Below are 21,379 nucleotides of genomic sequence, written 5' to 3'. Positions count from 1 at the left end.
CTGCGCCCGAGCAGAGAATCGAACATAGGTTTCGCTTCATGCGCACTTGCATTTTGCAACAGCGATTTCCATGAATGGCCCATCATTCCATTCCCCTTTGGTCCGGTGCTGGCGAAGTCCCCCTCATACGCCGATAGATGGGAAGTCGAGGTGAAGAGAGAGTTGTCAGGCACCGCCGTTAGCGACGGCTATGCAAGTCCGTTTGTAACGGTGCGCACGCGATGTCCGTTGAGCCCGCGCAATGCGGCGCTGATCGTGCTGAAGCGCTGGAAGTCGTTGGCTTGGGTCAGTGCAACGTCGAATGTGGCAGCGGTTTGCGCAGCATCGCTTGATGCCAGGACATTGCTGTCGCTATGCAAGATGGTGCCGGCACGCTTCAACACGTGATTCAATCCATCGCGTACGATCTGGATATGATCGATAGCTTGTACGACTTGACGCAGGGTGGTGCGACGCTCGGCAGCCGTTCCGGTTTGCCAGTTTGCCGGCTCAATCGCCACCGTTGTTGCTTCGGCAGTCGCGCGCGCAGGGCGTCCTGCGGGAAAACGATGGCCATTGCCCTGAATCATCAGTTGTTCGCGTAGTTCGATCCAGCGGCTTTCCCGCGCGGTGAAGGTCAGTTCGCGCTCATCGGTGATACGAGCGCTGATGCCGCTGGCTGCTAATGCGTGGTCCATGCGGCGTGCCCATTCGCGATCGGAGCGATGGCGGCCGTCGACCAGCACCGATACCGAAGGCTTGCCGGCGCCACGCGGATAAACGGTGAGTATTTCGGCGCGTTCGTTCTGCAGGGACTTCATGTCCAGCGAGCGCACTTGAAAGCTTTGCTGCGCTGCGCCGTCATCATGGAAACTCAGATCCGGCCCAAGCGCACCACCGGTGGCGCCATGGCGGGTCTGCCATTGCGCCTGCACGCGGGCTAGGCTGATTTCGAGTGTGTCCTGGGTCGTTGCGCGGCGGGCGACGCTGCTGCTCAGCGAAGCTTTCAACTCCTGCAAGCTGTCTAGCGTCTGATCCAGGAATGCGATGGAACGCTGCGCGTGCGTCACCTGACGGTTGATGTGTTCCTGGCGTGCTGCGAATTCGCTACGCCGCGCAAGGCTGATGCGCTGTGTGGCGGTATTTGCCGATGCGCCTTTCGAGATGTTGTGCGAAACCGAATCGATCGGTGTGGCCTTGCCTGCACTGGTCAATGTGCCATGACCGATCCCAGGGCTGGACAGCTGCACATTCATGGCGGGATCAACGCAAGATCACGTCGAACGGTGAAAGCTGCATCACGCGGCTGTAGACCTGATAGCTGCCTTGCACCGCAATCACATAGTTGTTGAGCCGATCGTAGGCTTCGGCGTAATCCAGTTCGCCCAGCATCTGCGCCGCCTGGCCGTTGGAAACGGCCATCGCAGCATGAGTTTCATCCATCAGGGTCAGCGTGGTTTGCGCGCCGCCGAGCACGGCGATCTTGGTGCTGAGTGTGCCGATGCCATGGTTCATGGCATCCAGGCACGCGGTAAGCATGGTGCGGGTCGCGGGATCGTTGACGTCGACATTGGGATCTTCCAGCACGGCCAAGGCCTGGTCGAGCTGGTTGAAAATATCGGCCATGTCGTCGGCGGTCACGTTGGCCGCTTCCGTCACGCCTTGGCCAATCACCACCTGTTGTTGGTCGGTGTTGCCGGTGAAGGTGTAACGACTACCGAGCGGCGCATCCGGATCGTAGCTGATCGCAGGCGTGTCGGTTTTCGTGCCAGAGAAAAGATAATTGCCTTCGTTGTCGGTCGCGTTGACTTCGGTCAGCAAGTTATCGCGTAGCGTGCGCAGGCTGCCGGCCATGGCGTTGAGGTCTTCCGGGGTGTTGCTGCCGTCAATGGCGCGGATCATCAGGTCGTGGGCGGAGTGGACGGAACGCAGCATGCTGTCCAGTCGCAGTTCGTTCTGCTGCATGCGGATACCCAGCGAGCCGATGTTGCTGCGGTACTGGCCGATCATGGTCTGGTCGCGGTCGAGCAGCAGCAGGCGCACCGCCGCGATGGGATCGTCCGACGGGCGTTGTACGCGATAGCCGCTGCTGATCTGGCTCATCAGATCGGCGACCTTGCCGTTGGATTTCTGTAGCGAGTGCAACATGGTGTTGCCGAAAAAGCCGTTGGTGATACGCATATCGTCACGTTCCCGTCAGAGCATCTTGATGGTGGAATCGAGCAGTTCGTTGGCGACCGAGATCACCTTCATATTGGCGTTGTACATATTGAGGAATTCGGAGATTTTCACGGTTTCCTCTTCCATGCTGATGCCGCTCACCGCCAGCCAATCCATCTCGGCCTGTTTGCGGATTTCGGTGGCGCGGTCCAGCGCGTTCTGGTTGAGCTGGCTGGCGGAGCCGAGCTTGCCGACCAGCATGGTGTAGGCATCCCCCATCGACACTTCGCCCACACCGGGCAGCGTGATGCGCTCCTTGCGCAGTTCGATCACCGCCAGCAGGTTGTCGCTGTTGCCGGGTTCGTCGGGGTTGGCGGAGAAGCCGAGGTCGGCCTGGGTGATGTCGGGGTTGATGCTGAGCGTGCCGGTGGTCGGGTTGAAGTCGAACAGCGGCTTGCCCGGTTCGCCGTGGGTGCCGAAACCGGCGGCGAGCTGGTTGTTGATGCGCGTGGCCAGTTCTTCGGCCAGCTGCTTGTTGGCATCCATCTGCGGCAGCAGCGTATCTTCCACGTACTTGCCGAGGCCACCGAGTTCGCCGCCGATACGCGAGCCGTCCAGCGGATAGCGGGTGCCGGCCAGTTCAAGCGCGAGCGAGAACGTGCCATCCGTATGGGGCAGCACATTGAGTTTGCCGACCTGCCCACCGGCGACGAGCGGCGGTCCGTTGGCAATGGAAACGTCCACCGTGCCATTGGGCTGTTGCAGCACTTGCACGTCCACCAGTTTGGAGAGGTTGTCGACGGCCAGGTCGCGCTGATCGAGCAGCTCCGACGGCACGCTGCCGCTGGCGTGAGCCTGCTCGATCTGGCGGTTGAGATCGGCGATGGTGGTGGACAGCATGTTGACTTGATCGGCGGTGGCCATGCTTTGTTGGCGCGCGGTGTCGAGCTGGCGCGTCATGGCCTGGCGCAGGCTGTTGAAGCTCTTGGCCATCGCATCGGCGGCAGAGATCACCTGCAGTCGCAGTGCGCTGTTGGTGGGATCGGTACTGACTTCGTCCAGTGCACCGAAGAAACCGTCGATGCCGGCTTTCACGCTACCGGCGCCAAGGCCCATCACCTCTTCCAATTGGCGGTAGTAGGACTCGCCCACGGCATATTGGCCAAGCGGTGCGTTGCTGCTCCACAGCGCCTGCGTCTTGAAGTTGTCGGTGAAACGGATGAAAGCGCCGATTTCCACGCCACCACCGACCACGCGTGGCGTGAGCAGCACGCCTTGCCGAGAGTAGCCGGCGGTGAGCAGATTGGCGGTGTTGCGTGCCGACATGCCCAGGCCAGCCTGGGCGGCGAGCAGGCCGGACATGCCGATGTGGGTGATGCTCATGGTTTTGATCCGTTTCTTGGGGGTGCTTGTGGTTTGGTCGCACCGCAAGCCAGTCCCCTCTCCCCTCCGGGGAGAGGGTGAGGGGCGGGACTTGCGGGACGCTTCTGGTGCGTGCAAATTTTTCTGTTTGAATGTTGCAAAGAACTAACCTTTTCGCGAGATTCGCCCCTCACCCCAGCCCTCTCCCCGGAGGGGAGAGGGAGCAGGGCGCGGCGTCGTTCGGCATCATCTGCGCCACAATGCTGTCGGTAATGCCGAACGCACGCTGCCTGGCAATGTCATCCGCCACCCGTCGATAGGCTTCATCCATCAACGCGGCGCCCGGTTTGTGGCTGGCACTGGCGCTATCCGGATTCATCTGTTCGGTGGCTTTGCGCATCTCGCTCAGCAAGTGCGCGATAAACATGCCTTCGAATTGCTCCGCTACCCGCTCCAGTTTTTCGCGATACCCAGCATCGCCCGGCTTAATACCGGTTTCGCCAAGTTCAAATGAATTCTGTATGCCTTGAAAGGGCAGAACGTTCATCAGATCACCTCCAGTTCGGCGTTCAGCGCGCCCGCTTCGGACAGGCCCTGCAAAATCGCCATCAGGTCGTCCGGCGTGGCGCCGATGCTGTTGATGGTGTCGACGATGGCCTGCAGGCTGGCGCCGTTCTTCCATTGGAAGGTGTGGGCGCCGCTTTCCGATACGTTGATCGAGGATTGCGGTGTGACCATCGTCTGGCCGTTGCCGAGCGCTTCAGGCTGACTCACCGCAAAGTTCTCGTCGATGGTCACCTTGAGCGTGCCGTGCGAGACCACTGTGGGTTTCACGGTAACGCCTTGGCTGATCACGACCGTGCCGGTGCGTGCGTTGAAGATGACCTTCGGCGTGTCGTTGCCTGGTTCGATCTGGATGCGATTCAGGTGTGCGATAAAGGCGGAGCGGCTGCCGGCGTTGCCGGGTATGGCGATTTCGACGGAGGTAGCATCTTCCGTGGCGGCAATCGATGCGCCGAAGTTGCGGTTGATCGCATCGACGATATTCGTGGCGGTCTGGAAATTGGGGCGCTTGAGATTCAGGCGAAGCGTCGGCGCATCGGCGAAGTCGCTGGCGATCTCGCGCTCGATGGTGGCGCCGTTCGGAACGCGGCCGGCTGTCGCGGTATTGATGGTGACGCTGGAGCCCGTGCGACCGCTGGCGGCTACGCCGGGAATCACCAGGTTGCCTTGTGCGAGTGCGTAGATATCACCGTCGGCCGCGCGCAGTGGCGTCATCAGCAGGGTGCCGCCACGCAGGCTCTTGGCATCGCCGAGCGAGGAAACGGTTATGTCGATCTGCTGACCCTTGCGGTAACCGGGCGGAAAACTGGCGCTCACCATCACCGCCGCGGTGTTGCGTGCACGCAGCTGAGCGTTGTCCGGCATGCGTACGCCGAACTGGTTGAGCATGTTCTTGATCGACTGACTGGTGTATTTGGCCTGGCTGCCGTCACCGGTGCCGGCCAGACCGACCACGATGCCGTAGCCGGTGAGCTGGTTTTCGCGTATGCCTTCGACGTTGGTTAGTTGGCCGAGGGATTGGGCGTGGGCGCTTCCCATGGCGGACAGTGCCAAAAACCAAAGTGCTACAAGGAACCGTTGCCCCGGCGAAGGCCGGGGAAGATTGTGCCCAGTACGAGTGGCTAAAGACGAGCATGGAGTGAGCCCCTCTCCCTTCGGGAGAGGGGTTGGGGTGAGGGTTCGGCCAGCGCGCGAAAACAAAGACTTGCGCGAGAATTGAATTGCGCGCTTCGCCCGGACCCTCACCCGCTTGCCGGAACCCTCTCCCGAAGGGAGAGGGGTTCGCCCATCAGATGTTTCGCAAGTCTCCGCATGCATTGATGCTGTGAAACCTTTGGCATAAACGACATTCCATCGATCAGCATGATCTTGCCTGGGCAGCAGTGGGCCTTCGCCGGGACGACGGATGATGGTGGTTGATAGACGCTTCATGGTTGTGATTCCCCGATCAGGCTTACAAAGGCATCCACGGACTATTGAAGAAACGCGTCAGCCAACCGGGCTGATTGGCATCGGCAAGCGAACCCTTGCCCGAATACTGAATGCGCGCGTTGGCAATTTGCTGCGACGACACGCGGTTGCTGGTGTCGATATCGGCCACACGCACGTAGCCGGAAAGACGTACGATTTCCTCGCCCTGATTCAACGTCAGTCGCTTTTCACCGCGCACCTGCAATAGGCCGTTCGGCAGCACTTTCTGTACGATCACGCTCACCGAACCTTTCAGCGCATTCTGTTGCGAGCTGCTGCCGTTGCCGCTGAAATCGCGCTTGAAGCCGACGTCGGTTTCGGTGGGGATGGTGTTGCCGAGAATCTTGCCGGCTTTCGCGCCGATGTTGCTGTTCTTGCCGATGCTGGTGCCGCTCTGCTTGCTGGCCTGGGTGGATTCCTGCAACACCACGGTGAGCAGATCGCCGGTGCGAAAGGCGCGGTTGTCGGAGGTGAGCGACCACGCCGAGTTCGGCACCATCACGCCACCGGCCTGGCCGCGACTGATGTCGAAGGCGGAATCGGGCATGTCGTCGACATCCGGTGTGGTCGGGTTGACGCGCATCCCTGCACAGCCGCATAGCGCCATCAGCGCAACGATAAGGAAAGGGATGCGTGGACTCATCAGCGTGCCGCCTGTACCAGGCTCTGCATCATGCTGTCGGATGCGGTGAGTACCTTGGTGTTCATTTCATAGGTGCGTTGGGCGGCGATCATTTCCACCATTTCTTCGACCGCTTGCACGTTCGAACCTTCCAGCGAACCTTGCTTGATCTTGCCCAGCGATTCGATACCCGGTTCGCCCTCGGTCGGCGCGCCGCTGGCGGCGGTTTCCTGGAACAGGTTGTCGCCTTGTGCCAGCAAGCCGGCCGGGTTGATAAAGCTCGCCAGCGTGATCTGGCCGACTTCGGTGCCGTTCGGATTGGCTGCCGTGATCACCGACACCACGCCGTTCTCGCCCATGGTGATGGAGGTCGCTTCCTGCGGAATATTGATGTTGGGAATCAGCGGCAGGCCTTGCGCATTGGTCAGGCGGCCATCTTGATCGAGGCGCAGCTGACCGGCGCGGGTGTAGCCGGTCTCACCGTTGTTCATTTCCACCTGAAAGAAGCCGTTGCCGACGATGGCCAGATCCAGTGCCTGGCCCGTCACTTGCACCGAACCGCTGGTGTGGATTTTCTGTGCACCGACCACACGCGTACCGTTGCCGATCTGCACGCCGCCAGCGGTGGTGTTGTCGCCGGTCTGCGCACCGGGTTGCATTTCGGTGCGGTAGAACAGGTCTTCGAATACGGCACGGTCGCGCTTGAAGCCGACAGTGTTTACGTTGGCGAGATTGTTGGCGATGGTTTGCAGGCGTGTATCTTGTGCTTGCAGGCCGGTTTTGCTGATCCAAAGTGCGTGATTCATGACGTTGTTCTCGATGTCGTAGGTTGGGGTGTAAACCCCAATGTGGTGATTTGCGGAGGTGTCTTGTTGGGGTTTGCACCCCAACCTACAGGTCAGGAGCGCATCAGCCGATTTCCACCTTCCGCCATCTCATCCGCCACCTTGAACATCCGCATCTGCATTTCAAAGGAGCGGGTGAGTTGCATGGTCTGCATCATTTCTTCCACCGCCGATACATTGCTGCCTTCCACATGGCCAGGCGCAACGGCCACGCTGTCATCGGCCGGATAATCCATGCCGGAACGCGTGATCAAATGACCCTGCTCGTTCTTCAGCAGATCGGCGGGGTCGGGTTTCACCAGCAGCAGCTTGTCGACCACCTGCAACTCGGTTTGGCCTTGCGGCAGCACGGAAATGCTGCCGTCGTTGCCGATGCTTACCTGGCTGTGCGGCGGCAAGACGATCGGACCGCCTTCGCCGCGTACTTTGTGGCCGTTGCTGGTGAGTGCGCCGTCGGCATCCATCTGCAAGCTGCCGGCACGGGTGTACGCGCTGCCGCTATCGGTATCCAGCACGAAGTAACCCTCGCCCTGGATCGCCACGTCGAGTGAACGACCGGTTTCGCTGAGCTGGCCAGGTGCATGCACCACCGCGCTTTCGGCCAGGCGTGCCTGATGGCGCGAGTCGTAGCCGTAACCTTTCACGGTCGTTGTTTCTGATACGGCGGTATCTGCGCGAAAGCCCGCGGTATGCGCGTTCGCGAGATTGTTGGCGCGCACGCCCAGCGAACGTTGTGCGTGGTCGGCGCCGCTCATCGCGGTGTAGATAAAAGCGTCCATTAGAGCGCCTGCATCAAGCTGCGCATCATGTCGTTTTCGGTGCTCAGTACCTTGGAATTGGCTTGATAGTTCTGCTGCGCCGACATCAGGTTGACCAGTTCAGCCGTCATGTCCACGTTGGATTGCTCCAGCGCGCTCACGTGCAACTTGCCGGCGAGGCCGGAGCCGGCGGTGCCGTAGATCGGTTCGCCGGACGTCGTCGATGCCTGCCAGGCCGAACCGTCGATCGGGTTCAGACCGAGTTCGTCGGGGAACGTGGCGATGGCGAGCAAGCCGGCGGGTAGCTTTACGCCATTGCTGTATTGCACCTGGATCGAACCATCATCCGCCAAGGCGACGCCGGTGACCTGGCCGGAGGGATAGCCGTCGGCGCGATTAGTGGTCGTGGTCATCGTGCCGGCATACAACGTCATGCCGGTGTAATTGAGACTCAGCGACATGGGCGACGCGCCGTTGGGGGTGCCCAGCGGCAGGGTCAGGTTGGGTGTGCTGGTCAGTTTCCCGTTGGTATCGAAGCGCAAGGTGGTCGGCATGCCTACTTCGTTGCCATCCATCGCGTAGTACACCTGGACGGAGTTGCCGTCACCCTTTACAAAATATTGGGTGACCGTGTGTTCGCGGCCGAGCGAGTCAAATACGCGCGTCACCTGCATACCGTTGTAGGAGCTTGGGTCGTCCATATCGAACGGAACCTCCGGCTGTTCCCAATCCGCGGACATGTTGCCGGCGAAATCCAGCGTGCCGCTGGCCTCGGCACCGATCGCGCCGGTCGGTACGGTGATGTCGCCGATATTGCCGTTACCACTTGGGTCGTAGCCTTGAACGTGGCGGCCAAAGGCGTCGACCAAAAAGCCATGCTTGTCCACATCGAACATGCCGACGCGTGAATACATCATGGAACCGTCGGCGTCGCGGCTGACGAAGAAACCACGGCCCTGAATCGCCGCATCCATGCTGCGGCCTGTCGCGAGCAGGTTGCCGCCGATACTCATCGACTGCGTGGTGGAGCCAACATACACGCCTTGCGGCGCTCCCGACATGTAAGACGAGGCAAAGTTGGCGCGACCGGACTTGAAGCCGAACGTACCGCTGTTGGCGATGTTGTTGCTGATCGAGTTGAGCTGGCTGTTGATGGCTTGGATGCCGGACAGGGCAATATTGAGGCTCATGGTGATTCCTGAGTTTTATTAAAAGGTCAACGCACTAACTAACACCACGGCCGAGGAAGCGCGTGATGTCACTGGTGGCGATTTCGCCGATGCCGGCAACCATCAGGATCACGCGGCCATCGGCACCCAGGCGCACGCTTTGCAGTTCGCCCTGGATTTCAGTGCGGACGGTTTCGTTGGTATTGGTGTCCACGCGCATGGCGTACTTGCCGGGCGGCAGGCCGAGTGCTTCCGGATCGATCTCGAAATCCACTTCGCCGGCCTCGCGCGCACCCAGCTCGATGCGATGTTCGCTGCCATCCGGACCGGTCAGCACCAGGGTGACGTCGCTGGCGTGGTCGCTGAGTACAAAGCCGCCTTTAACGGTATCGCCGTCCAGATGTACCGCATCGGCAGCCACCATCACGTGCGAACCCACCTGTGAGCCGAGCGTGACGACCAGCATGCTTTCCTGCAGCGCCGCGGCGGCGGCAGTGAGGCTGGCCATCGACTGCATGGCTTCCACCTGGCTCAGCTGGGCGAACTGGGTCACGAACTGGCTGGCGTCCGTCGGCGCCAGCGGGTCTTGGTTCTGGATCTGCGCTACCAGCAAGGTGGTGAACATGTCGGAGATGCTGCCGCCGCCGTTGCTCTGAGGTGTGTTGCCGGTTATCGAGTTGTCGTTGGCGTTGTGGATCGCGTTGTTGATTTGCATGATCAGCTCTGCCCCATTTTCAGCAGTTCCTGCTGCATGCCGTTCACCCGTGCCAGCACTTCCAGGCCGGTGGAGAAGGCGCGCGAGGCGGCCATCATGTCGGTCATTTCCTCGACTGGGCTGACGTTCGAGTAATAGACCATGCCGTTGTCGTCGGCCATCGGGTGGCCAGGCTCATGCCGCGCGTTGAGCGGCTCGTTGCTGTCGATCACATCGAGCACCTGCACGCGTGCACCGGCACCGTCGAAAACGGAAGCGAATACCGGTTTGCGTGCGCGATAGGCGCTGTCTTCCGTGCCGGCGGTGCCGGCGTTGGCAAGATTGCTCGCCACGGTATTGAGGCGCACGGTTTGCGCGCTCATGGCGGAACCTGCGATCTGGGCGATACTTTTAAAACTCATGATCAGGAGTTCCCGTTGATGGCCGTGGCCAGACCTTTCAACTTCATATTGAGAAAGGTCAGGCTGGTCTGGAAATCGATGGCGTTCTGCGCAAACTCGGCTTGCTCCGCGCCAAGCTCCACGGTGTTGCCGTCCTGCGAGGCGCGGTTGGCGACGCGATACATCACACGATCGGAATCGAAGTTCAGGCCCTGCGACTGGCCGTTCATCGCATCGCGCAGGCTGGCGCGAAAGTCGATGTCGCGCGCTTGGTAACCCGGCGTGCTGTCGTGGGCAAGGTTGGAAGCAAGGATCTTGGTGCGCTCCGCACGTAACTTCAATGCGGCCGGATGGACGCCCAGCGCTTGTTCAATATTCAGTCCCATCGTGCGGCTCTTCCTCAGTACGGTTTTCGAACGAGGGCGATGGTAGGTGGACGCTTGCGGGCTGCTTAGGAATCTAAAAAGACCTTGAGCGTTGCAAGTGCGATGAGCACTTCATAATGCGCAGCATGTTCGGCATGCTTACGTGAATCGAGCGTTTATGAATCCAATACCTGCCCTGATCGTGGCAGCCTTGTTGGCCCTGCCGGTGCATGGCGCCTTGGCGGGCGAGGTGGAAGACGTCGTGTCACGCGCGGCGCACAATTGGCTGGCGGATCGGGTCAAGCAGGAGCAGTGGCCGGATGCGCGGGTCGATGTGGTGGTGTTGCCTAATCGCCGTCCCGCGCCGTCATGCGGGCAGGCGTTGAAAGTGTTGCCGGTCGATACCGCTCGGATGTCCCGTTTGCGCTTCTCTGCGCGTTGCCCTGATGGCACGGCTGAAACCTATACCGTGCGCGCCGCTGTGCATACCAAGGCGCTTGCCGTGGCTGCGGCGATACCTGCCGGCAAGACCATCGACAAGAACGACTTGAAACGGGTCGATGCCGATATTGTGTTGTTGCCCGATGCCACGCTCAAGGTCGACGACATTGCCGGCCGTGCGGCGCAACGTCCATTGCGGGCAGGGCAGGTGGTACAGATGCGTTTTCTGAAAAACGGCGAAGGCGTGCGTCGCGGGCAGGTGGTGCAGATCGTGTCGCGCCAGCCGCAGTTCCAGATCAGCACGATGGGCACGGTGATGCAGAAAGCCGATCACGATGCGCTGGTGCGCGTGCGTAACGATGCGACGGGCAAGTTGATCATGGCGCGGGTGGTGGGGACTGGAGTGGTGGAGCCGGTGGTGGATGGCACGTAGGTTGGGGTGCAAACCCCAACGTCGCCCTGTCGATCCGGATGACGGTGTTGGGGTTTGCACCCCAACCTACATCCCATGTGACGTGTAGCCGCAACCGCTGACGCAAACATCCAATCCACGTACCATCTCGCACGTGCCTCTTTCGTGCGAGTCGTCATGACCTATTTGTGGATCAAAAGCCTGCATGTCCTGTTCGTGATGGCTTGGGTGGCTGCCGTGTTTTATCTGCCGCGAATCCTGGTGAATATTGCCGAAGCAGGCAGCGAGCCGGCGGTGAAGGCGCGACTGGAGTTGATGGGCCTGCGCTTATACCGATTCGGTGGCATGATGTTCGGCGTGGCCTTCCTGTTCGGCCTCACGCTTTGGCTCGGTTCGTATATGTTCCCGACGATCTTGCCGCATTGGAGGCAATTGGGCTGGTTGCACGCCAAGATGGCTCTGGTCGCGGTGTTGCTGGTCTATTACATATGGAGTGGCCGCATGATGAAGCGCAGCGCGAAAGGCGGCGCCTTGCCTTCGGCGCGTACGCTGCGCTTGCTCAATGAGTTGCCGGTGTTGCTGTTGCTTGGCGTAATATTTCTGGCGGTTGCCAAGCCGTTTTGAGTAACCTACGCCGCAATTTGGTGATACTCGCGATACCACTGCACGAACTTCGCCACCCCTTCCTCAATCGACGTATTCGGTGCATACCCCACATCGCGCCGCAAGGCTGAGACATCGGCCCAGGTATCGGGTACATCGCCAGGCTGCATCGGCAGCAGACGTTTTTCCACCGTGCGACCCAGGTTTTGTTCCAGCAGTTCGATGAAGCGCATGAGTTGTACGGGTTGGTCGTTGCCGATGTTGTAGACGCGATAGGGGGCGTTGGAGGTGCCGGGATTCGGCTGCAGCGGATCGTACGTGGGATCTGGCTGTACAACGTGATCCAACGTACGGATCACGCCTTCGACAATATCGTCGATATAGGTGAAATCGCGGCTGTGATTGCCGTAGTTGAACACGTCGATCGCTTCGCCGCGCACGATGCGGTCGGCAAACAGGATCGGCGACATGTCTGGGCGGCCCCATGGTCCATACACGGTAAAGAAGCGCAGGCCAGTGGCAGGAAGGTTGTAAAGATGGCTGTAGGTGTGCGCCATCAGTTCATTGGCTTTCTTGCTGGCCGCGTAGAGGCTGACGGGATGATCGACTGCGTCTTCCACGGCAAACGGCATCTTGCGGTTCGCGCCGTAGACGGAGCTGGATGAGGCATATACGAGATGCTCCACCTTGTTGTGGCGGCACGCTTCCAGCACGTTCACGAATCCCACCAGGTTGCTTTGCACATAAGCCTGCGGGTTTTTCAGCGAATAGCGCACGCCAGCCTGGGCAGCGAGACTAGCGACGCGTTGTGGCTGGAAATCACTGAACGCCTGGCTGATCGCCTTTGCGTTGGCCAGGTCGGCACGTAGATGGGTGTAGCGTGGGTGTGAAGCGAATAGCGCCAGCCTCGCTTCTTTCAGGGCAGGGTCGTAGTAGTCGTTGTGGTTGTCGATACCGAGTACTTCATCGCCACGGGCCAGCAGGCGTTGCGTAAAGGCGGCGCCGACGAAGCCGGCCGAGCCGGTGACGAGAATACGCATCTATCTATGTTCCGAAAGTGTGGTTGTCGCTGCTCGCCGCTACAGGACAGTCTGGGCCTGGTGTCTTGCCATCGGGAAGACGCTGGGTGACCAGCTTCGCTGTTGTAAAGCGTCTCCGGCCTGCGCCGGGATGACGTGCGTGGGGTGTTCATTGTAACGGTTGGGCTACCCGGAATTGACACCTGCGATGCGCTGAACTAGCGTTTGTAGATTATCCAACGGAGACAAGGTGGCCCGCGCCCAGGCGCCGGTCGAGTGTGCGACATGGCAACTACCTGCTTCCAACGTTGAACCCGCCACGCCTTGTATTACAAATAAAGGGCGCGTGGCGCTCTTTATTTTTGCCCGCCGTCCAGGCGGGCATAGGCAAAACCGGCCATCCGTGGCCGGACTCCCCAAAAAACGACGTCTCATTGAAGTGACGTTGGCAGGTGTATTCCCATGATTGAAATCACGCTACCTGACGGCAGCAAGCGCCCGTTCGACCATCCCGTCACAGTGCAGGACGTGGCCGCCTCCATTGGCGCCGGTCTGGCCAAGGCCACCCTTGCTGGCAAGGTGGATGGCACGTTGGTGGACGCCAGTTTCCCGATCAAGCACGACGCCAGCCTCGAAGTCGTTACGGAGAAAAGCCCCGAAGCGCTGGACATCCTTCGCCACTCCACGGCACATTTGCTGGCGCAGGCCGTGCAACGCCTGTTTCCCGGTGCGCAGGTGACGATTGGTCCGGTGATCGACAACGGCTTTTATTACGACTTCGCCTACGAGCGCCCGTTCACGCCCGATGATCTGATCAAGATCGAAGCGGAGATGGAAAAGATCGTGAAGGAACAGCTCCCGGTCACGCGCAGCGTGAAGTCGCGTGATGACGCGGTGACGTTCTTCCGTGACCTGGGCGAGGAATACAAGGCCGAGATCATCCAAAGCATTCCGGCCAACGAAGAACTGTCGCTCTACACGCAAGGTGAATTCACAGACCTGTGCCGTGGTCCGCATGTGCCGAACACGGGCAAGTTGCGTGCGTTCAAGCTGATGAAGGTGGCTGGCGCGTATTGGCGCGGCGATTCCAACAACGCGATGCTCACGCGTATTTACGGCACGGCCTGGCTCAACGACAAGGACCTGAAAGCCTACCTGCATCAGTTGGAAGAAGCCGAGAAGCGTGATCACCGCAAGATCGGCAAGGCGCTCGACCTGTTTCACCAGCAGGAAGAAGCGCCCGGCATGGTGTTCTGGCACCCGAATGGCTGGGCCATCTGGCAGGCGGTGGAGCAATATGTGCGCGGCGTGTACCGCAGCAGCGGCTATCAGGAAGTGCGCGGCCCGCAAATCATGGACGTAAGCCTGTGGAAGAAGTCCGGCCACTGGGACAACTACCAGGAAAATATGTTTTTCACGGAATCGGAAAAGCGTACCTACGCGCTCAAACCGATGAACTGCCCGGGCCACGTGCAGATCTACAACACCAACCTGCACAGCTACCGCGATTTGCCGATCCGCTATGGCGAATTCGGCGGCTGCCATCGCAACGAACCTTCCGGCGCGCTGCACGGCATCATGCGCGTGCGCGCCTTCACGCAGGACGACGGTCACATTTTCTGCACGGAAGAGCAGATTGAATCGGAAGTGACAGCATTCCACGGCCAGGCCATGAAGGTGTATGCCGATTTCGGTTTCGACGACATTGCGTTGAAGATTGCACTGCGCCCCGACAAGCGCATCGGCAGTGATGACGTGTGGGATCGCGCCGAGGATGCCTTGCGGGCCGCGTTGCACTCGGCCGGCGTTCAATGGGAAGAACTGCCGGGCGAGGGCGCCTTCTACGGACCGAAGATCGAGTACCACATGAAGGACTCCATCGGCCGTGCCTGGCAAGTCGGCACGATGCAGGTGGATTTCATGATGCCCGAGCGCCTCGGCGCCGAGTACGTGGACGAGCGCAGCCAGCGCCGCCACCCGGTGATGCTGCATCGGGCCATCGTGGGCTCCATGGAACGTTTCATCGGCATCCTGATCGAACATCACGCCGGCCATCTGCCCGCCTGGCTCGCGCCGGTGCAGGCGCAGGTGTTCAGTATTACGGATGCCCAGGTCGACTATGTTCGCGAGGTGGCACAAGCCCTTGTCGACAAAGGCTTCCGCGTGAAGGCCGATTTGCGCAATGAAAAGGTCGGCTATAAAATCCGCGAACATACGCTCCAGAAAGTGCCCTACCTGCTTGTGGTCGGTGATCGCGAAAAGGAATCGGGGGCTGTTTCTGTGCGTACCCGTTCGGGTGAAGATTTGGGTAGCATGTCGCTTGCCAGCTTCATCGAACGTCTGGAGACCGAGACGCGGCGCTGACGCCGCCCGGCCAAATTGAAAACATCTTCTGGAGGATAGTGGTATCGCCACCACAGAAACTAAGGGCAACCGCCGCAACCATGAGATCCGCGTACCCCGTGTGCGTGTGATCGGCCCGGATTCCGAACAACTTGGCATCCTCACTCGTGACGAGGCGCTGCGCGCCGCCGAGGAAGTAGGGCTCGACCTGGTCGAGATCCAGCCGAATGGCGATCCGCCGGTCTGCCGCATCATGGATTACGGTAAGTTCAAGTTCGAAGCCCAGAAGAAGGCCCAGGCCGCCAAAAAGAAGCAAAAGCAGGTCGAAATCAAGGAAGTGAAGTTCCGTCCGGTGACGGACGTGGGCGACTACCAGATCAAGCTGCGTAACATGCTTCGCTTCCTTGAGGAAGGGGACAAGGTTAAGGTCACCATCCGCTTCCGCGGCCGCGAAATGTCCCACCAGGACCTTGGTCAGGATCTCGCCAAGCGCATCCAGAATGACGTGGGCGAGAACGGCATCATCGAATCCTTTCCGCGCCTGGAAGGGCGGCAGATGGTGATGATGATTGGGCCGAAGAAGAAGTAAGGTCCCGAAACACTCATCGGGCCCGATACGTTACCGCGTATCGGGCCTTTTGCTGCGCCAGGTTCGTCGATTGACTAGCCGCGTCACCGTCCCCATCTGGCTTGACCTGAAGAACGGCGCAGGTGACATCGTGGCAGAAGTTCGCAAAACGATCGTGATCGAACCGAATGGCAAGGGCGCTGCTTCGTCAGATGAGTTGCCGCCCAGTCGCATGCCCCATCCGGCCGCAGGGTCTGGGGCGTCGCCGCCGGAACGTTAAGCAATCGTGGGCTGGTCAAGGTTTGGGCTAGTCACGTCGAGGATTTACGCGTAAGATCGTTGGTTCGATCCGCAAGGAAGGGTCGTGAACCGATCCTGGCAGGACGGAAAGCGCAGCCCTCGAAGCTGCCGCCAGATCAGTTAGAAACCAGGGGCCAAGCCCCATCAAGGAGCATTCCATGCCCAAGATCAAGACCAACCGCGCGGCGGCGAAGCGTTTTCGCAAGACCGCGTCCGGTAAGTTCAAGGCCGGTCACGCCTTCAAGTCGCACATCCTGACCAAGAAGTCGACCAAGCGTAAGCGCAATCTGCGCGCCACCAATCACGTCAAGGCTTGCGACACCAAGGGTGTAGCACGCATGTTGCCGTATCTCTAAGGCGGAGGACTAAACCATGGCTCGTGTAAAGCGTGGCGTTACCGCCCGTCGTCGTCACAAGAAAATCATCGGTCGCGCGAAGGGCTACTACAACGCCCGTCGCAAGGTCTTCCGTGTTGCCAACCAGGCCGTCATCAAGGCCGGTCAGTACGCCTACATCGGCCGCAAGCAGAAGAAGCGCCAGTTCCGCGCCCTGTGGATCGTGCGTATCAATGCGGCTGCTCGCCAGTTCGGCTTGTCCTACAGCCGCCTGATCAACGGTCTGGCCAAGGCCGGTATCACCGTTGATCGCAAGGTGCTGGCCGACATCGCCGTGCATGACATCAAGGCGTTTGGGGCCATCGCGGAAAAAGCGAAGGCCAGTCTGGCCGCTTGATCGTCAAGCACTGACGAAATGATGTGAATCAAGCGGGGAGAAGGCCTTAAGCCTTCTCCCCGTTTTTGTTTTTGTTTTTGGCGTGAATCGTGAATCGTGAATCGTGAATCGTGAATCGTGAATCGTGAATCGTGAATCGTGAATCGTGAATCGTGAATCGTAAAAGCGCACCAGCTTTTGCTCGTCCGATTGACGATTGACGATTGACGATTGACGATTGACGATTTCCGATTCCCGGGGAAAAACAATGGAAGACCTCGACACCCGCGCTACCCAGGCGCTGGCCGACATCGACAAAACCGACACGCTCGACGCGCTCGACGCGTTGCGCGTGAGCTTGCTCGGCAAAAGCGGCATCGTTACTGCTGCGCTGAAAGCACTCGGCACGCTCTCGCCGGAAGAACGCAAGACACGCGGCGCTGAAGTGAATTGCCTGAAAGAGCGCCTCAACGACGCACTCTCTGCGCGCAAGCAAACGTTGGAACAGGCGGAGATCGATCATCGCATTGCTTCCGAAAAACTCGACATCAGCATGCCGGGCCGCGACGGCGAACGTGGCGGCATTCATCCCATCACTCGCGCACTTGAGCGCATTGCCGCGATCTTTGCGCGCCTCGGCTACCAGCGTGCCGACGGTCCGGAAATCGAAGACGACTGGCATAACTTCGAAGCGCTGAATTTTCCGCCGCACCATCCGGCGCGCGCCATGCATGACACGTTCTACTTCGGCGATGGGCGCTTGCTGCGCACGCATACCTCGCCGGTGCAGATCCGTTCGATGAAAGGGCGCCAGCCGCCAATCCGCGTCATCGCGCCCGGCAAGGTATACCGCAGCGATTCGGATCAGACGCACTCACCGATGTTCCATCAGATCGAAGGTCTGCTGGTGGACGAAACCTCCAGCTTCGCCGACCTGAAAGGCACGCTGGCCGAATTCATTCGTGCGTTCTTCGAGCGCGATTTCGAGATGCGTTTCCGCCCCAGCTACTTCCCCTTCACAGAACCTAGTGCCGAAGTGGACATCTGTTGGACCGATCCTGATAAAGGCGGCGAAGACGGCAGTACGCGTTGGTTGGAAGTGCTTGGCTGCGGCATGGTGCATCCGAACGTGCTGAAGCATTGCGGCATCGATCCGGAGCGTTACACCGGCTTTGCCTTCGGCCTGGGTGTAGAGCGTTTCGCCATGCTGCGCTACGGCGTCTCCGACCTGCGTGCGTTCTTCGAGAACGATTTGCGCTTTTTGAAGCAGTTTGCTTGATGTGTTGGCGGGACTCGGGACTCGGGACTTGGGACCCGGTAGAGCGCCAAGTGCGCCGCCGCGTGGCCAGTTCGGAGCGATGGGTTCCTTGAAGCTATTTGGAGCCACGAGCATGAAACATTCCAGGTGGGAGCTCTTCGCCCGAGTCCCGAGTCCCAAGTCCCGAGTCCCGCAGGTGCAGCCATGAAATTCTCCGAAAACTGGTTGCGCGAGCTGGTCGAGATCGAGGCGGACCGTGCTTCGCTTGCACATGCGCTGACCATGGCCGGGCTGGAAGTGGAAGAGCTCACGTCGCTGGGTGAAGGCTTGGACGGTGTGGTGGTGGCCGAAATTATCGGCGCCGAAAAGCATCCGGAAGCTGACCGCCTGCAGGTATGCGAGGTCAACGCTGGCGCCGGCGAGCCGCTGCAGATCGTTTGCGGTGCACCGAACGCACGCGTCGGCATCAAGGTTCCGTTGGCCACGGTCGGTGCGAATTTGCCTGGTGGTATCGCCATCAAGGCAGCCAAGCTGCGCGGCGTCGACTCGTTTGGCATGCTGTGTTCGGCCAAGGAGCTGGGCATCGACAACGATGCGTCCGGCTTGTTGGAGCTGCCCTCCGATGCGCCGGTCGGCAAACCGCTGGCCGATTTTCTGGGTTTGCCCGATGCAAGCATCGAACTGAAGCTCACGCCGAATCGCCCAGACTGCCTCGGGTTGGTCGGCCTTGCACACGATGTAGGCGCGTTGTTTGGTAGTCACGTGAAAGTACCTGCGCAAGCCGATGTCGCAGTCACCGGCAGTGCGCGCCGTGGCATACGCCTCGAAGCGGGCGTCGATGCACCACGTTACCTCGGCCGCGTTATCGAAGGTATCGATCCCGCTGCACGTACGCCTTTGTGGTTAGCCGAACGCCTACGTCGCGCTGGTTTGCGTTCGATCAGCGCTGTGGTAGATGTCACCAACTACGTCATGCTGGAACTGGGTCAGCCGCTGCATGCGTTCGACAACGACACGCTGGAGGGCGACATCGTGGTGCGTCATGCGCGCGCCGGAGAAACGTTGAAACTGCTTGACGTCACGACGGTCAAGTTCGACACGAGCTTCTTGCAGAACAGCGGCGATAGCTATGGCGATGAATATGACAAGCACGCACTGATTGGTGTTGGCAGAGACAATCAATTTTTGCTGATCGCCGACGAGAGCAAGGCGCTTGCGGTCGCAGGTGTGATGGGCGGCTACGACTCGCGTGTCACCGACGCCACGCACAACATCTTCCTGGAGTCGGCGCACTTTGCTCCGGCAGCCATCATGGGCCGCGCGCGCAAGCTAGGCATGCACACCGACGCATCGCACCGCTTCGAGCGTGGTGTGGATCCAGAACTGCCGCGCCGCGCGCTGGAGCGCGCTACCCAATTGCTGCTGACGATTTCCGGCGGCAAGGCCGGCCCGGTGCTGGTGGCCGAAAATCCGTCCGACCTGCTAAAGCCGGCCGCGGTCGCACTGCGCCGCACGCGCCTCAAGCGCGTGCTCGGCATGGAGGTGGCCGATGCCGAAGTCGCACGCATCTTCACTGCCCTCGGCATGCAGGTGGAAACCATTGCCGAAGGCTGGCGTATTACTGCGCCCACCAGTCGCTTCGATATCGAACGGGAAGAAGACCTGGTCGAAGAAGTGGCCCGTATCTACGGCTACGACCGCATCCCCACGCATATCCCGGCGGGCGAGCTAGCGCTGGCCATCGAGCCGGAGGCACGTCTCAATGAGCTGGCCGTGCGCGAGCAAATGGCGGCGCGCGGCTACTACGAGGCGATCAATCTGGCCTTTGTCAGCCACGCCTTGCTGGAGAAGTGGGGCATGGGTGAAGGGCTGGTGCCGCTGGCCAATCCACTTTCTGCCGACTTGGCGGTCATGCGTCCGTCGCTGCTGCCTGGTTTGATCGAGGCGCTGTCGCACAACCGCGCACGCCAGCAGGAGCGCGTGCGCCTGTTCGAGTTGGGTCGCGTATTTGCGGCGGGCGACCCACCCGAGGAAACCCCGAGCCTAGCCATCGTTGCTTGCGGCAACGCCCGGGCCGAGCAATGGGGCGAGGCAGCCCGACCACTGGATTTTTTCGATCTCAAGGGTGATCTGGACGCACTGATCGCATGGGGCGGCGAGCCGCAGTGCTGGTCGGTGCATGCCGATGGCCTGCCCGGCTGGCTGCACCCGGGGCGTGGCGCGCGCGTGGCGCGCGACGGCCAGACGGTTGGCTATCTTGGCGCCGTGCATCCGCAACTGGCCAAGACCCTGGACCTGGGGCCGGACGTTCATGTGCTGGAATTGGCCCTTGAGCCGCTGCTTGGCCGCCGTCTGCCCAAGGCCCAGCCGGTGCCCCGTTTCCCCGTAGTCCGCCGTGACATCGCCGTCGACGTGCCCGAGCAGGTGAGCTGGTCACAGGTTGAACACGCCGTACGAGGTAGCTTAGGTGGTGCCCTGGTAGGGTTGCGCCTGTTCGATCGCTATAGCGGCAAAGGGGTCGAAGCAGGCCGAAAGAGTCTCGCTATGGGCTTGATTTTGCAGGACGCTTCACGCACCCTTACTGACGACGACGCGGACAACTGCGTACGAAATGTGGTGTCGGCGTTGGGGGCTGCATGCGAGGCGAAATTGCGAGGGTAAGATGGCGGCGCTGACAAAGGCGGAGATGGCCGAGCGCCTCTTCCTCGAGGTGGGCCTTAACAAACGGGAAGCCAAAGAGTTCGTGGACGCCTATTTCGAGGTGGTTCGCGAAGCGTTGGAACGTGGTGAACAGGTGAAGTTGTCAGGATTCGGCAATTTCGACTTGCGCAAGAAAAACCAGCGGCCGGGTCGCAACCCCAAGACGGGCGAAGAGATTCCGATCTCCGCCCGTCGGGTGGTGACGTTCCGACCAGGACAGAAACTCAAGGTGAGAGTCGAGGGCTATGCTGGATCAGGGGAATAACACCGAACTGCCCGCCATCCCTGCCAAGCGCTACTTCACCATCGGTGAAGTCAGCGAGTTGTGCGGGGTGAAGCCACATGTGCTGCGCTACTGGGAGCAAGAATTTCCTGCGCTCAATCCGGTCAAGCGCCGCGGCAACCGCCGGTACTATCAGCGCCACGACGTATTGATGATCCGTCAGATTCGTTCGTTGCTCTACGACGAAGGCTTCACCATCACCGGCGCTCGCGCCCGGTTGGAAGGCCCGCAGGCACGGATGGAGGCAAGCATGTCGCACCAGATCGTGCGCCAAGTGCGCATGGAGCTGGAAGAAGTGCTGGCCTTGCTACGGCGTTGAGGCAACGCTGAATAAGTCCGGCCTTCCGGTGAC

General features: G+C 60.4%; 23 protein-coding genes. 10 read left to right on the top strand and 13 right to left on the bottom strand.

The window, feature by feature from the left end:
* Positions 1 to 188 precede the first annotated feature (188 nt).
* The 12 genes from EO087_RS08235 to flgB all read right to left on the bottom strand — a co-directional run bounded on the left by EO087_RS08235 (position 189) and on the right by flgB (position 10,410).
* On the bottom strand, positions 189 to 1,235 hold the full coding sequence (locus tag EO087_RS08235; protein WP_128898448.1) for a hypothetical protein: 1,047 nt from the start codon (positions 1,233 to 1,235) through the stop codon (positions 189 to 191).
* A 7-nt stretch (positions 1,236 to 1,242) separates the two neighbouring features.
* Positions 1,243 to 2,160, bottom strand: coding sequence for a flagellar hook-associated protein FlgL (gene flgL / locus EO087_RS08230; protein ID WP_128898447.1), 918 nt, complete (start codon positions 2,158 to 2,160; stop codon positions 1,243 to 1,245).
* 15 nt (positions 2,161 to 2,175) lie between these two features.
* A complete protein-coding gene (flgK, locus tag EO087_RS08225; protein WP_128898446.1) occupies positions 2,176 to 3,522 on the bottom strand; it encodes a flagellar hook-associated protein FlgK in 1,347 nt (448 codons plus the stop codon).
* Between the two features lie 169 nt (positions 3,523 to 3,691).
* Positions 3,692 to 4,048 carry a flagellar biosynthesis protein FlgJ gene (locus tag EO087_RS08220; protein ID WP_128898445.1) on the bottom strand — a complete coding sequence of 119 codons (357 nt, stop codon included), beginning with the start codon at positions 4,046 to 4,048 and terminating at the stop codon, positions 3,692 to 3,694.
* A complete protein-coding gene (locus EO087_RS08215) occupies positions 4,048 to 5,103 on the bottom strand; it encodes a flagellar basal body P-ring protein FlgI (protein WP_240669165.1) in 1,056 nt (351 codons plus the stop codon). The genes EO087_RS08220 and EO087_RS08215 overlap by 1 nt, the downstream gene beginning before the upstream one ends.
* Positions 5,104 to 5,518: 415 nt before the next feature.
* Positions 5,519 to 6,178: a flagellar basal body L-ring protein FlgH gene (gene flgH, locus EO087_RS08210; protein ID WP_128898444.1), complete on the bottom strand. Its 660-nt coding sequence runs from the start codon at positions 6,176 to 6,178 to the stop codon at positions 5,519 to 5,521.
* The gene (flgG, locus tag EO087_RS08205) at positions 6,178 to 6,963 is read right to left on the bottom strand and encodes a flagellar basal-body rod protein FlgG (RefSeq protein ID WP_128898443.1); all 786 of its coding nucleotides are present in this window, start codon (positions 6,961 to 6,963) and stop codon (positions 6,178 to 6,180) included. The genes flgH and flgG overlap by 1 nt, the downstream gene beginning before the upstream one ends.
* 92 nt (positions 6,964 to 7,055) lie before the next feature.
* Positions 7,056 to 7,781, bottom strand: a complete 726-nt coding sequence (gene flgF, locus EO087_RS08200; protein ID WP_128898442.1) for a flagellar basal-body rod protein FlgF — start codon at positions 7,779 to 7,781, stop codon at positions 7,056 to 7,058.
* On the bottom strand, positions 7,781 to 8,950 hold the full coding sequence (locus EO087_RS08195) for a flagellar hook-basal body complex protein (protein WP_128898441.1): 1,170 nt from the start codon (positions 8,948 to 8,950) through the stop codon (positions 7,781 to 7,783). Before EO087_RS08195 ends, flgF begins: the two co-directional genes overlap by 1 nt.
* A gap of 34 nt (positions 8,951 to 8,984) precedes the next feature.
* Positions 8,985 to 9,644 (bottom strand): flagellar hook capping FlgD N-terminal domain-containing protein, encoded by a 660-nt coding sequence (locus tag EO087_RS08190; RefSeq protein ID WP_128898440.1) that lies wholly within the window; start codon positions 9,642 to 9,644, stop codon positions 8,985 to 8,987.
* Between the two features lie 2 nt (positions 9,645 to 9,646).
* Positions 9,647 to 10,045: a flagellar basal body rod protein FlgC gene (gene flgC / locus EO087_RS08185; protein ID WP_128898439.1), complete on the bottom strand. Its 399-nt coding sequence runs from the start codon at positions 10,043 to 10,045 to the stop codon at positions 9,647 to 9,649.
* Positions 10,046 to 10,047: 2 nt separating this feature from the next.
* Positions 10,048 to 10,410 carry a flagellar basal body rod protein FlgB gene (flgB, locus tag EO087_RS08180; RefSeq protein WP_128898438.1) on the bottom strand — a complete coding sequence of 121 codons (363 nt, stop codon included), beginning with the start codon at positions 10,408 to 10,410 and terminating at the stop codon, positions 10,048 to 10,050.
* A 157-nt stretch (positions 10,411 to 10,567) separates the two neighbouring features.
* Here flgB and flgA point away from each other — a divergent pair, with 157 nt between their 5' ends.
* A complete protein-coding gene (flgA, locus tag EO087_RS08175; protein WP_128898437.1) occupies positions 10,568 to 11,263 on the top strand; it encodes a flagellar basal body P-ring formation chaperone FlgA in 696 nt (231 codons plus the stop codon).
* A 156-nt stretch (positions 11,264 to 11,419) separates the two neighbouring features.
* Positions 11,420 to 11,866 carry a CopD family protein gene (locus EO087_RS08170; protein ID WP_128898436.1) on the top strand — a complete coding sequence of 149 codons (447 nt, stop codon included), beginning with the start codon at positions 11,420 to 11,422 and terminating at the stop codon, positions 11,864 to 11,866.
* A 5-nt stretch (positions 11,867 to 11,871) separates the two neighbouring features.
* Here the strand turns inward: EO087_RS08170 and EO087_RS08165 are convergent, their stop codons facing one another.
* The gene (locus EO087_RS08165) at positions 11,872 to 12,885 is read right to left on the bottom strand and encodes an NAD-dependent epimerase (RefSeq protein ID WP_128898435.1); all 1,014 of its coding nucleotides are present in this window, start codon (positions 12,883 to 12,885) and stop codon (positions 11,872 to 11,874) included.
* 441 nt (positions 12,886 to 13,326) lie between these two features.
* On the opposite strand from EO087_RS08165, the gene thrS reads away from it, so the two are divergent.
* From thrS to EO087_RS08125, 8 genes are all read left to right on the top strand, one after another.
* Positions 13,327 to 15,228 (top strand): threonine--tRNA ligase, encoded by a 1,902-nt coding sequence (gene thrS / locus EO087_RS08160; protein ID WP_128898434.1) that lies wholly within the window; start codon positions 13,327 to 13,329, stop codon positions 15,226 to 15,228.
* A gap of 43 nt (positions 15,229 to 15,271) precedes the next feature.
* A complete protein-coding gene (infC, locus tag EO087_RS08155) occupies positions 15,272 to 15,796 on the top strand; it encodes a translation initiation factor IF-3 (protein WP_304988492.1) in 525 nt (174 codons plus the stop codon).
* A 437-nt stretch (positions 15,797 to 16,233) separates the two neighbouring features.
* On the top strand, positions 16,234 to 16,431 hold the full coding sequence (gene rpmI, locus EO087_RS08150) for a 50S ribosomal protein L35 (protein ID WP_019467379.1): 198 nt from the start codon (positions 16,234 to 16,236) through the stop codon (positions 16,429 to 16,431).
* Positions 16,432 to 16,447: 16 nt separating this feature from the next.
* On the top strand, positions 16,448 to 16,807 hold the full coding sequence (gene rplT / locus EO087_RS08145; protein ID WP_128898432.1) for a 50S ribosomal protein L20: 360 nt from the start codon (positions 16,448 to 16,450) through the stop codon (positions 16,805 to 16,807).
* A gap of 247 nt (positions 16,808 to 17,054) precedes the next feature.
* Positions 17,055 to 18,065, top strand: a complete 1,011-nt coding sequence (gene pheS, locus EO087_RS08140) for a phenylalanine--tRNA ligase subunit alpha (RefSeq protein WP_128898431.1) — start codon at positions 17,055 to 17,057, stop codon at positions 18,063 to 18,065.
* A gap of 183 nt (positions 18,066 to 18,248) precedes the next feature.
* Positions 18,249 to 20,705: a phenylalanine--tRNA ligase subunit beta gene (gene pheT, locus EO087_RS08135; protein ID WP_128898430.1), complete on the top strand. Its 2,457-nt coding sequence runs from the start codon at positions 18,249 to 18,251 to the stop codon at positions 20,703 to 20,705.
* A 1-nt stretch (position 20,706) separates the two neighbouring features.
* Complete coding sequence (gene ihfA / locus EO087_RS08130) at positions 20,707 to 21,009, top strand: integration host factor subunit alpha (protein ID WP_126674889.1); 303 nt, start codon at positions 20,707 to 20,709, stop codon at positions 21,007 to 21,009.
* Positions 20,990 to 21,346, top strand: coding sequence for a MerR family transcriptional regulator (locus EO087_RS08125; RefSeq protein WP_115493718.1), 357 nt, complete (start codon positions 20,990 to 20,992; stop codon positions 21,344 to 21,346). Before ihfA ends, EO087_RS08125 begins: the two co-directional genes overlap by 20 nt.
* Positions 21,347 to 21,379: the final 33 nt, after the last annotated feature.

Origin of the sequence: Dyella sp. M7H15-1, from assembly GCF_004114615.1 — a bacterium.
Taxonomy (GTDB): domain Bacteria; phylum Pseudomonadota; class Gammaproteobacteria; order Xanthomonadales; family Rhodanobacteraceae; genus Dyella_B.
Note: the sequence above shows the minus strand (reverse complement) of the source record. Positions and strands in the feature narration are given on the sequence as shown.